Annotated in this window: 8 protein-coding genes and 1 pseudogene; 8 read left to right on the plus strand and 1 reads right to left on the minus strand. The window is 41.1% G+C overall.

Going from position 1 to position 12,138, the window contains the following annotated elements:
• Positions 1-253 precede the first annotated feature (253 nt).
• From MHI52_RS16800 to MHI52_RS16815, 4 genes and pseudogenes are all read left to right on the plus strand, one after another.
• Positions 254-1,249: a glycoside hydrolase family 43 protein gene (locus MHI52_RS16800; RefSeq protein WP_340982403.1), complete on the plus strand. Its 996-nt coding sequence runs from the start codon at positions 254-256 to the stop codon at positions 1,247-1,249.
• A 447-nt stretch (positions 1,250-1,696) separates the two neighbouring features.
• Positions 1,697-2,167: pseudogene (locus MHI52_RS16805) on the plus strand (LLM class flavin-dependent oxidoreductase); the annotation flags it as partial.
• 256 nt (positions 2,168-2,423) lie between these two features.
• The gene (locus tag MHI52_RS16810) at positions 2,424-3,602 is read left to right on the plus strand and encodes a hypothetical protein (protein ID WP_340982402.1); all 1,179 of its coding nucleotides are present in this window, start codon (positions 2,424-2,426) and stop codon (positions 3,600-3,602) included.
• A 1,268-nt stretch (positions 3,603-4,870) separates the two neighbouring features.
• Positions 4,871-5,707 carry a class I SAM-dependent methyltransferase gene (locus tag MHI52_RS16815; RefSeq protein ID WP_076250501.1) on the plus strand — a complete coding sequence of 279 codons (837 nt, stop codon included), beginning with the start codon at positions 4,871-4,873 and terminating at the stop codon, positions 5,705-5,707.
• 187 nt (positions 5,708-5,894) lie between these two features.
• On the opposite strand, the gene MHI52_RS16820 is transcribed toward MHI52_RS16815, so the two are convergent.
• A complete protein-coding gene (locus MHI52_RS16820; protein ID WP_340982400.1) occupies positions 5,895-6,959 on the minus strand; it encodes a GntR family transcriptional regulator in 1,065 nt (354 codons plus the stop codon).
• A gap of 261 nt (positions 6,960-7,220) precedes the next feature.
• Here MHI52_RS16820 and MHI52_RS16825 point away from each other — a divergent pair, with 261 nt between their 5' ends.
• The 4 genes from MHI52_RS16825 (at position 7,221) to MHI52_RS16840 (ending at position 11,401) form a co-directional block, all read left to right on the plus strand.
• Positions 7,221-8,558, plus strand: a complete 1,338-nt coding sequence (locus tag MHI52_RS16825) for an extracellular solute-binding protein (RefSeq protein ID WP_340982399.1) — start codon at positions 7,221-7,223, stop codon at positions 8,556-8,558.
• Positions 8,559-8,642: 84 nt separating this feature from the next.
• Positions 8,643-9,539: a sugar ABC transporter permease gene (locus MHI52_RS16830; protein ID WP_340982398.1), complete on the plus strand. Its 897-nt coding sequence runs from the start codon at positions 8,643-8,645 to the stop codon at positions 9,537-9,539.
• Between the two features lie 31 nt (positions 9,540-9,570).
• Complete coding sequence (locus MHI52_RS16835; RefSeq protein WP_405159396.1) at positions 9,571-10,389, plus strand: carbohydrate ABC transporter permease; 819 nt, start codon at positions 9,571-9,573, stop codon at positions 10,387-10,389.
• Positions 10,390-10,417: 28 nt separating this feature from the next.
• On the plus strand, positions 10,418-11,401 hold the full coding sequence (locus tag MHI52_RS16840; RefSeq protein ID WP_340982397.1) for a family 43 glycosylhydrolase: 984 nt from the start codon (positions 10,418-10,420) through the stop codon (positions 11,399-11,401).
• Positions 11,402-12,138: the final 737 nt, after the last annotated feature.

Below are 12,138 nucleotides of genomic sequence, written 5' to 3' on the forward strand. Positions count from 1 at the left end.
AATAATATGTGCGACAAGACAACGCAAAAAAGATCACTTCATTGTAGAATATAAGAATTATGAGATGGGCGGGAATTGTACATTTTTTCGGGGGAAGTTCTTTATTATGTGTACTAGGAAAGAATAAGCGGAGCTTATACAATAACATTAGAGATTGTAAACGCTTGCTTTTAATTCTGAGGATGCAATCAATGAATTACCGTAATCCCGTATATGAAGTATTTTATTATTCCAATACCAAAGGAGATGCCTTATGAATCAACAACAACTACCTAAGCCCCACCAGCCGCTCGTAACCCACATCTTCACTGCTGACCCGTCCGTCCATGTCTACGAGGGCAAAATCTACATCTATCCTTCCCATGACCTCGATCATGACGAGCCGAGCAACGATAACGGCGACCAGTATAAAATGGAAGACTATCATGTCCTCTCGATGAACAACTTCGATTCCCCGGTGGTCGATCACGGCGAAGCGTTGCATCTGAGAGATATTCCGTGGGCCTCCAAGCAGCTCTGGGCACCGGATGCCGCTTATAAGAACAATACCTATTACCTGTTCTTCCCGGCACGGGACCATGACGGCATTTTCCGTCTGGGTGTGGCAACATCAGAGTCTCCGGCAGGCCCGTTCACACCGCAACCGAATTATATGGAAGGCAGCTTCAGTATCGATCCGGCCGTACTGGTGGATGACGACAATCAGTCATACATCTATTTCGGCGGACTCTGGGGTGGCCAGTTGGAGAAATGGCAGACCGGCAGCTTCGTGCCAGATGCTGAAGGACCTGCTCCTGACCAGCCGGCGCTTGGACCGCAAGTTGCACTGCTTAGCGACGACATGCTGTCCTTCCAAGACAAGCCTGCCGAGATATTGATTGTCGATGAAGACGGGAATCCGATTCTGGCTGGGGATGAGGAACGGAGATATTTTGAAGGCCCATGGGTGCATAAATATAACGGCTATTACTACCTGTCCTACTCTACAGGAACCACGCATAAGCTCGTATATGCGATCGGCAAGAACCCGATGGGACCATTCACGTTCAAGGGCGAGATTCTCTCTCCGGTTATCGGCTGGACAACCCATCACTCCATTGTGCAAGTTGAAGACAAGTGGTATCTGTTCTATCACGACAGCTCCCTGTCGGAAGGCGTCAACCACAAGCGCTGCGTTAAATATTCCGAGCTGAAATACAACGAAGACGGAACGATCCAGAAGATCAACCCTTATCCGGGTGCGGAGTAAGCTGACAGGTTAGCGGAAACAGATAAGATTACAATATAAGGCATAATACATGAGGCAGCTCCTGACGGGGCTGCTTTTTTGATAGGAGGAGGATCAGTTGTTTCACTCAAACTTGGAGAAAATCTCTGCTGAACAAAGAATACTTCAGCAGTATACTGATTGAATTAATAAATTTAACTTAATTAAACATTAGGATTAAATCCAAAAATCTGTCTTCGATTACCACTGAAGAAAAAATACAGTTAACCGATCTTCTCAAGAAGCTCGGACTAGGTGCCAGTAAGTTCAACGAATAAATTGAGATGAAATCAACTTTTGGTTTCTAGGCCTCCATGGAGCTCATATGGAAGGACAGACCAAGATGGAACAATATCGTATTCAACAAGAAAAAGGTATGGAGATCGGTCTCTATTCCATTTAACAGGCCAGCGCATCTCTGTACAGCAACGGATCTATGAAGACTTTGCAACGTTGGATCTGATTTCAAATGGACGTGCGGAAATTGTAGCAGGACGTGGTTCACGTCTAGGTGCATATGAGTTATTAGGTTTTGATGTGAGTAACTATGAAGAATTGTTTGAAGAGAAATTGGCTTTACTGCTGAAGATTAACGAAGAAGAACGTGTTACATGGCAAGGTGAATTCCGGGCACCACTACATCATACCTAAATCATCCCCCAACCATTACATGGGAAAATGCCGATATGGCGTACAGTAGGAGGACCACCAGCAAGTGCGATTAAAGCAGGTTTAGCAGGATTACCCATCTCCACAACGAGTGTCATGTACGTAGCTAAAGATAGCCAAACAGCCTTAAGTGAATACTACCCATATATTAATAACGTTACTGTTCAATTGAGAGGCAGTGGTTACCATGAGCAACAATTCTTGGCTGCTACCGATTATCGAGATGCACTCTCGGATGACTAGAGCGCTGCTGCATCAAAGCGGATTAGCGCCTCTAAACAGTATGCTACGAAGAATGAAATATGTCGCTGTTAGGTGTTTTCAAAAAATGTCATGTTATATTCCTTAATAATAGTGAAATAATGTCGATAAAATTATATAGTCCAATAGGAGAGGGGAAAACAATGCAAGTTTATAAGGGGCAACCCTATTGAATCTAACTCCGGTTATGAAGTATCAATTCAAAAAGGAAAGTTGAGGTTTTCGTATGAAAAAGAAGTTAATTAGTCTCATGGTAGCTACCCTGGTTTTTGCAAATGTTGGTGGGGTGGTGGCTGCTAAGAATTATGAATTCTTGCCACAAGCGGTTTGGACTCAATCACCGAATGAAGATTACATATCGATTCAACCAGAGAGTTTTTATGTGCCAGGAAAAGATACGCTGTACTTACATGTTGGAGAAGAAAGATTCTCTGAGACAAAAGCTTGGTCACCCGATACACTTCGAGCCGTAGATCCCAAAACAGGAAAGATTAAATGGGTATTCTCGTTTGCAAAGGCGGGATACGGATGGCCAAGTACAGAATATCCTTTTGCTTATGCACCAGACGGTACGGTATACGCCTATTTCTCATTTCCAGGAATTCTTTATTCTGTGAGCCCTGCAGGGAAGGAAAATTGGAGTAAGCGCGTAGGACAAGATCTAGGGGCATTTGATGGCAAGTTATATCGCATGAGTGACGGAAACTTAATTATTGCAGGTCAGAAATCGAATACAATCGGTGCAGAAACGGTACAACTACTATCTTTCGATAAAAATGGCAAGCAGAAAGCAAGTAAGGTGGTATCCGGAAAGCTAACTACTGTGTCGAAGAACCAAATCGCCATAGAGCTGTTAACAAAGCAAGGCAATGCTCAAAAAGTTGAAGTATACAACTCTTCCTTACAGCGCTCATTTCAATACACATTCCCAAAGGGAGCAGGAGTCAACTTTTATACTGCTTTTGCACTCGATGATGGTACTTTTGTGTTTTCAGTATATCAAGCAAATACGCGTAAACTAATAGCTTTATCTCCAAAAGGTTCCGCTATCTGGGGAAGAACAATCGATCAATTTGGGTTTGCTTTCCAAGCTGGGGATGATTATATGGTATTTAATCCTCAAACCAAAAAATTAAGATTGTTCAACCAGAAGGGTTTAGTAAAGGATAGGGTACTATCGAATTTTAATATGTCTGAGGGAGACGGTCTGCCGACAGCAAAGAAAACGGTAGAAGGAAACCTATATGTAGATTTGCTTACCACCCAGTATATTTTAGATGTAAAAACTTTGGCCTCTATTCACGAATTTAATGGAGTAAAAGGGTCTGTATTGGACTACCGTGAGAATAGTGTCTTAGTATACGACTGGAATGAGAATAGGATCTCAAAGCATTTATTGAAATAAGGTTTTAACAAATTCTGAAAAACAAACCGACAACTGAAACAAGTCAGTTATCGGTTTGTTTGATATCATATGATCCAGGTGACCTGTGCTACTCCTTAATAAAGTCAGCCATCAATTCATGAATGATTTCTTTACTGCTCTTCACTTCAGTGATCAGATCAAAAATAGTCCGATTAACGATTAGATGAGTATCAAAATAAAAAAGCTATATAGAGGAGAGTGGGCTTTAACTCGGGTCAGTAGCGCTACAGGGGAATACTTAACCCATAGAAAGGGATGAAATAGTTGTTTACTTAGATACGTATTGTGTCTTATAATTTCAACAAAGATACATATCGTATCTTAAAAAGTTTGTATCGCACAAGTAATTTAAGGGTGCTCGCATCTTGGTTCCAGTTTTTGTAGATAGCGGGGACGACCGATGGAAACGAAAAAAACGCCTTGGCAGGCACCGGAATTAGAGGTGCTGGATGTGTAGCAAACGATGGCTGGCTATGGATTCAGGCAAATTGATTGGATCGAAGAACATGATGCAGACCTATATGATCCATCGTCTTAATGATCATACTTCAAATTGAAAATCGTATTCTTGCTCAAAAGGTCGCCTGTGGGCGGCTTTTTCGATGCTCAAATGAGGGATAAGAACATGTCCAAATTTCCACTTAGATAACTATCTATGTGGAAAAGTGAGTCTAACGAAGATGTTTTCTTATGCAATAAAGTTAACTTCAATGACATAGTATTGGAGGACTGACGCGGGACAAGAACATTGTACCATTCCAAACCAAGACGACTATGATTTATATTGAGCAGCAGCTAAATAAGGCGTAGCATCAGCCTCCTGTTGATGTAACATTTGTTCGAATACGTTGCGAAATTCGTTACGCCGCTCGACAAACATTGTCCAATTGGGGCCTCCACGAAAAAATGATATCTCCAAAACGGCTTATACAGACAGTTCATAATTATAACGGAACCTGTTCTTTCAAATCCAGTGGTTGAAACACATGTGATGCATCAACGTAAACGGCTCTTCTTTTGTCAGCTTCAAATGGACGGGGGTGAAGGAGTCAAAAAATACTCTTCTCTAAATACGATTGAATTGTGCATGATCAGATTCCCTTCGCTTCGTAAGTCATTTGGAAGGAAGCATTGCTTACGGACAGTATGTCTGTATTTTTCGGCGCATTCAACCATATATTGGATTCGTTTATTATGTTAAAGAGGTTCTACACCATTTATAGCGTTGTGAGAGGGGAGTGATCATTTTGAATACTTCTAAACAAATGATGTCTCATAATTCCAATGATCGTTTTAGTAAACTTGGAATTTATAGCGTCCAAAGTGTCTTTATTATTCTGTTCTTGCTGTTAACCCCTATCTACTATTTGAACAAATGGGACTTTAAACGTCACAAAAAGCGGAATCCTTTCTACACCAGTAAATTGGTTCGATTGCAAGAGCGTTATCCGATTTTCTACGAATTGGCCATGTACGTTCAAAATTTTCCTATTCCTCGTAATGTTTATAAAGTTTTACCCCCTTTAAAGGGCGATGTTCTTCAGGTGGGCTGTGGTACAGGTTTATTGAACAAGTATCTTCGCAAGCAGAAGGATGTTCGTTTTCTCAACATGGATCCGAATATAAATGCTCTAAAACTTGGAAAGAAGTGGGGAAGGTTTAATTCTTATATCCATGCTTTCATTGATAAACCGACTTCTTTACCTGATCATAGTTGCGATATGATTTTGTTTGCAAGAAGCTTTCATCACATTCGCTATCACAAAAAAGCCTTCATAGAGAGCTGCAGACTGTTACGTGACGGTGGATCTATCATTATTGCGGACCCGGTTGTTCTCAAGTCTCTTTCAGGTTCTGTAACGGACGGTGGTTATATGGCGAACTCTTCGATTGATGGTGTAATTTGGAGATTTACCAAAGAAACATTAATTACTCACATAGAGCGCTGTCTTCCTCCTGAATTAAAGATAGAATCAGTAACCGAAACGAGACAAGTCCATGTAACGAATTATAATTTATTTGTACCTCAGACAGATATCGTAGTGGTACTGCGAAAAAGGGAGGCTGTATACAATGACAACTAAATTTATTTATGGTGTTTGAAATCTGCAGCATTATTCAATGTTTATCCGTTGCTCAGCCAGAAACATGTCTTGCGGATAATATAGGTAAAGGTATCTCTCCACAGAGGTGCCTTTTTTTGTTTTTAGGAACCAAGTCTTGTCCCAAGCTGAAGACAAGATCATTGTGTAGGCTGCAACGTTTGTCGTGTCAAGGGAAGATGAGTTGCACGGGAATAACGGCGTTCTTGGGAGAATAGATATCATCCATTTGTTCACATAACAGCTTTACGGCTGTTCGTGCCATTTCCTGTTCATCCTGCTGCACATAAGCTACGCCTGAAAGATGTGGATTATCAAAAGATAGCAAGTCGATATTTGAGTGAACGTTCAGAAGACTGATAGCGGCGGATGTAAGGCGTGCTGTTTCTTCAGTCAAGGAAAAGGCTGCCGAAATTCCACTGTGGTTCTGCAAGAAGTTGCTTACATAGTCCAATGCTTGCTCGCTGCGTAGAATGTCGAGAGGGATGTGACACCACAAGCTCTTGTCAATCGAGATGCCTTGATCTGTGTATGCCTGCTCGAAGCCGAGCGTGCGATCCTCGACGGCTGTATTGGCATTTTCAGGTGAGATGAGCGCAATCTGCTGATGACTCTTGGATAACAAATGGGATACAGCTTTATACGCACCGCCGTAATTGTCGGATGTAATGGTGTACGTCTCAATGTTGCGCAGATAGCGGTCGATGAACACACACGGGAATTTATCGAGCGACAGACGCAGTAATGATTCGTTATACTTCTCATCTTCTGTTGGAAAAACGATCAACCCCTTCACACCGAGCTCCGTTAGTGTACGAATGACGTTTGATTCGATAGAGGAGGACTCGCGCGTGATGCTTAGTACCATGCTGAGGCAGGCTTCTTGTAGGAAGTGTTCCGTGTAGTCAACGAGCTTCTGAATGACACGGGTTCTCATCGTCGGAATGATGAAGCCGATGAGCGGCATGGAGCACGCGCTGCGTGGGGATGGCGAGAAATTGATGCTAGAAACAACAAGACTAGAAGAGACGAATGAGCCTTTGCCTTGTACGCGTATAATTAATCCTTCGTCAGCTAGTAGGGTTAGGGCGTTCCTGACGGTTATTTTACTTACTCTGAATTCGTCCATTAGTTCTTGTTCAGAAGGAATGCGGTCCGTTGGCCGAAGCTGCCCTGATTTAATTTTCTGTATAATGTTTTCTCGAATTTGTTTGTAGAGCGCCAGCTTTTTCAAAGAGTAGCATCTCCCCATAAACTTTATGATTTTATAATCAATTGGTTATATAAAGCTTATTTCATATATATTATAATACGGCATGTAAAGCGCTTACAATATGGAATCTGAGAAATTGTTGCGAAGGGGTCTTTTCTTTGAAAGGTTAGAATTATGTTAAGGATGGTGGTGCCAAGATGGATTGTAACCGCTTAAATTAACAGAACTAACTAGTCAGCCGACTTTTCAAATGCATAACAAAAAAGAGAGGATGACGAACAAATGAAAAAACGCAGTGCTTTAATCTCCATCGTTACTCTCCTGATTATGTCACTTGTTTTTACTGCATGTGGTAGTCCTTCTGGTTCAAAAACGGAAACACAACAATTAGGCGCTAATGCCGGTGAGAATGCAACAGTATTATCATTTTGGACATTCGCAGATTTGCACGGCAAGCATTTGGATAAAATGCTGGGGTTATGGAACCAACAGAACCCAGACAAACAGATTAAGTTGAATGTAACGGTTATGCCTTACGATGATATGCACAACAAGCTCTTATTGGCAGTTACAAGCGGAAAAGGTGCTCCTGATATCGCGGATATTGAGCTTGGTCAATTCCCTAAATTCTTGGAAGGTGACAACGTTCCCCTGGAATCTTTGAATGATGTATTTGCACCATACAAAGACGCTGTTGTTCCTTCACGTGTCGAGATTTACTCCAAAGCCGATCAGGTTTATGGCTTTGATTATCACGTAGGTGCTACGCTTGCTTTCTACAACACTGAAATTCTCGAAGAAGCAGGTGTTGACTACAAGACAATCAAAACCTGGGAAGATTACAAACAAGCAGGTATCAAGGTTTACGAAAAGACTGGCAAGTACTTAGGTACTGCTGATACATCAGCTTCGTTCCAAGCATCGCTGCTACTAGCTCAGCAAAATTCTGATTTTACAGATGAAAATGGTAATCCAAAAGTGAACTCGCCTGAAATGATTAAAGCGTTTGAAATGTTAGTCGATCTGCAGAAGAACAATGTTATTCATACGATCCCTGGCGGACAACCCGACACAGAAGAAGCAAAAGGCGAATATAACAAAGGCAACTACGCAAGTGCATTAATGCCTGAGTGGTACATGTCCCGCTTTGTAAACGAAATGAAAGACCTTAAAGGTAAGTATGCAATAGCTCCATTGCCTGTATTCGAAGAAGGTAATCCTCGTTCCGTTGGCTTAGGCGGTACTGGCACAGTTGTTACTAAGAATGGTAAAGACGTTCAGTTGGCAAAAGAATTTGTAGCCTTTGCTAAGCTTTCGAAAGAAGCTACTACTGAAATCTGGAATACACTTGGATTTGACCCAATCAACATGGAAGTATGGAAAGATGATGCAGTTACGAAAAACCCTGAAAATGAATACGTCCAATACTTTAAAACAAATGCATTTGATACTTTGAATGAAATCAAGGACGAAATTAGAGCGATTAAGTCCGTTAAAGCTTCACCAACCATCGGCAATATATTCAATACGGTTACTTTGAATGCTATCTTTGAAGATGGCCAAGATGTGAAGGAAGCGTTGGATGAAGCACAAGCAGCAATTGAACAAGAATTGAAATAAATATAATAAGTAAATGATTTGATTAAACCTGTCGGCAGGTACAGTGGTCGGCAGGTTTAACCATAGTCAAGGGAGATTGAGAATATGATAAAGAAATTTGTATACTCTCAAAAAGTTGCACCTTATGTTTTTGTATTGCCATTTATACTCATATTTTTGATATTCTGGTTTTTTCCGCTTGTAAATTCATTCGTAATGAGCTTTCAAGATAGGATGCTGGGACAGGATCCTAAATGGATTGGTGAAGCAAATTATTCGAAATTACTTACTGATAAAGTGTTTTTGACATCTATTAAAAATAGCGTTGTGTACATGTTAGGAACCTTAGTGCTGTTGATTCCTTTTCCCATGTTATTCGCCGTTATGATCAACAGTAAGTTAATGATGGGAAGAGATTTTTTTAAATCTTCTTTCTTTCTCCCTGCATTGACATCTGTCGCAGTTGCGGGTACCATTTTCCGCCTTACATTCGGTGAGATGGAAGGTTCATTAATGAACAGTTTCCTAGGTCTATTTGGTGTAGAGCCTATCAAATTTTTGAAAGACGGAAATTGGAGTATGGCAGCACTGTTAATCCTCGCATGTTGGAGATGGACAGGCGTTAATATGCTTTACTATCTATCGGGTTTGAAAAGCATTGACAATGAATATTATGAGGCTGCTTCAATTGACGGTGCATCTGCTTGGCAGAAGTTTAGAACGATCACAATGCCATTATTGAAGCCGACCACGGTATATGTTACAACAATTAGTGTTTATGCAGGTTTAGCAATGTTTACCGAGAGCCTGATGATGTTCAACGGTAACAAATCACCCCAAAATATTGGCTTAACCATTGTTGGATATCTGTATAGACAAGGGATTGAGCAGAATAAGCTGGGTTACGCAGCTGCAGTTGGTATCGTTCTGTTAATCATTGCTATGGTTATCAATTTAACGCAATTGAAATTTAGTGGAATGTTCAAAAAGGAGGAGGATTAAAGTGGGCAGAAGTCAGACGAGGAGTGATTTCATCTCTAGAATAGTAATTATTTGTTTATTCATTATACTATTCGTTATAATTATGATCCCATTCTACGCAGTGGCCCTATCTTCCTTTAAACCAGGTGAATCATTAGTTAGATATGGTCTTAACCTAAGTTTGGATTTTGAAATCATGAGTTTTGATAATTTCATCTTTCTGTTTACTGGAGAACATGATTATTTTGTGTGGTTTTGGAACAGTATGATTTTAACAATCGTTCAAGTGGTTTTAACACTTTTTGTAAGCGCATTTGTTGCATATGGTTTTGCAACATATCATTTTAAAGGTAAGAACTTCCTCTTTATATGTGTTTTGCTCATTATGATGGTGCCTTTCGAAATACTGCTGGTTCCTTTGTACAGCCTAATTAATGATTTGGGAATGGTGAATAGCTATTCGGCAATCATTCTGCCCGGTATAGCCAATGCCGCGACAATATTTTTCTTCAGGCAATATCTACGAAGCATACCCAAAGAGATTATTCAATCTGGGCGGGTTGATGGTGCAAACGAGTATGCGATTTATTTCAGACTAATTATGCCGATTATGAAGCCATCGTTTGCAGCAATGGCCATATTGAATGGTATGAATAGCTGGAATAATCTATTGTGGCCATTCATGGTGCTCGGAGATCAGAGTAAATATACACTTCCAATCGGTTTGAAAACGTTGTTAACTCCTTATGGCAATAACTATGACTTATTGATCGTGGGCTCCTTCTTCTCCATCATTCCAATTTTCATACTATTCATTGCTTTTCAGAAATATTTCATAGACGGTATGACTGCAGGCGCTGTTAAAGGGTAATCTATATTATGATGAAACAGGTGATAAGATGGAAATCCAACAACGAGCGTCACACGACATTCAACCATTAATTGAACAGAGAGCTGATCCTTTTATTTACAGACATTCGGATGGTTATTATTACTTCGTAGCATCCGTTCCGGAGTATGATCGGATTGAAATCCGTAGAGCCCAGAACCTTGAGAAGCTTGTTACATCAACTCCTGTAGTGATCTGGAGAAAGCGCGAGAATGGTATCCTTAGTGCCAATATTTGGGCACCCGAACTGCATTTTATTGATGACAAATGGTACGTGTATTTCGCTGCCGCACACACGACGGAAACGAATGAAGGCTTGTTCGACCATCGGATGTACGTGCTAGAGAATGAAAATGCCAATCCGCTCGAAGGCAGTTGGATGGAAAGGGGGCAGGTTCGTACCGAATGGGAAAGCTTCGCCCTCGATGCCACTACCTTTGAGCATAATGGCAGCCGTTATTACGTATGGGCACAAAAGGATCCGAACATCGGAGGTAACTCTAATCTGTATATATCTAAAATGAGCAATCCGTGGACGCTGACTGGGTCGCAAACGATGATTTCGATGCCGGAATATGACTGGGAGATCATTGGTTATAAAGTGAACGAAGGCGCGGCATTTCTTCGCAAGGGTAATCGGGTATTCCTCTCTTACTCGGCTAGCGCCACCGATTTCAATTATTGCATGGGCTTACTTGAAGCCGATGCGGATGCTGATTTGCTCGATGCCACCTCATGGCGTAAGTCGCAAATAGCGGTTCTCTCGACAGATGAGAGCATCTCAATGTATGGTCCCGGTCATAATTCCTTCACGGTGTCAGAGGACGACGAAGAGACACTATTTGTGTTTCACGCAAGAACGTACAAGAACATTATAGGAGATCCGCTGTACGATCCGAATCGCCATACATTTGTGACAGCGCTTTTGTGGACGGCTGACGGCAGACCCGATTTCCGCGGTTCTGTTGCAGCACTTGCACGTTCTTTACAATGATCGAGTGTCCCAACAAGGTTGGTTGATGGATTTGAGTTCGTTTATCCAACTTGCCAAAGAGAGACAGTTAGAACATCGAAGGCACCCTACTGGGTGCCTTCGATTTCGCTCTACAGATAATACGCCGAACCGTATCATAAGGGCAGGATAGTTTAACAAACAAGTCGAAGAGTTGAGTGGGACTAACCTTGCTTAAAGAGGAAAGAGATAACGTTAAATTATAAAAATGTTGTTCACAATTAAATTAACCATGAATTAACCAAAAGTGAGGAAAAAATACTTGTGATAATTTTGGGTTTTATCGAACAATGGCTTTAAGTAATGATGTTGATGTTCGAAATGTTGTAAGTGTATCAGTTATGGCTCGGTTAGGCGACGATACAACAGTTCTGACTAACGACTTGAAATATCTAGGGGAACAAACAAATGTATTGTCTAAAGAAATTGAGGCGAGTTATGGAAGAAGCTGCAATCTAAAGATTCGGGAAACGATAGCTCAATAAAACCGAGGATAGGGCAGGTTATAATCAAACTGCTTAGCGACTTTTTTTATTGTCGAGGGACAAGAACATTGTTCCATTGGAGTCGCTATTATAGCGGCTTTTTTTGTTTTAAGGAACCAAGTTCTTGTCCCAAGCTAAGGACAAGAACTTGGTTCCTTTGCCGAAAAAGACAAGAACATTGTGGCATTTCGGATTAGGTATTCATCTAAATATTACTGCGAGGGAACTCATGTA

The organism is Paenibacillus sp. FSL H8-0283, from assembly GCF_045040675.1.
In the GTDB taxonomy this organism is placed as follows: Bacteria; Bacillota; Bacilli; order Paenibacillales; family Paenibacillaceae; genus Paenibacillus; species Paenibacillus amylolyticus.

Bases quoted from the DNA above. Each gene is read 5' to 3' on its own strand.
- MHI52_RS16830 (WP_340982398.1), top strand. From the start codon at position 8,643: ATGATAAAGAAATTTGTATACTCTCAAAAAGTTGCACCTTATGTTTTT.
- MHI52_RS16840 (WP_340982397.1), top strand. From the start codon at position 10,418: ATGGAAATCCAACAACGAGCGTCACACGACATTCAACCATTAATTGAA.
- MHI52_RS16825 (WP_340982399.1), top strand. From the start codon at position 7,221: ATGAAAAAACGCAGTGCTTTAATCTCCATCGTTACTCTCCTGATTATG.
- MHI52_RS16810 (WP_340982402.1), top strand. From the start codon at position 2,424: ATGAAAAAGAAGTTAATTAGTCTCATGGTAGCTACCCTGGTTTTTGCA.
- MHI52_RS16800 (WP_340982403.1), top strand. From the start codon at position 254: ATGAATCAACAACAACTACCTAAGCCCCACCAGCCGCTCGTAACCCAC.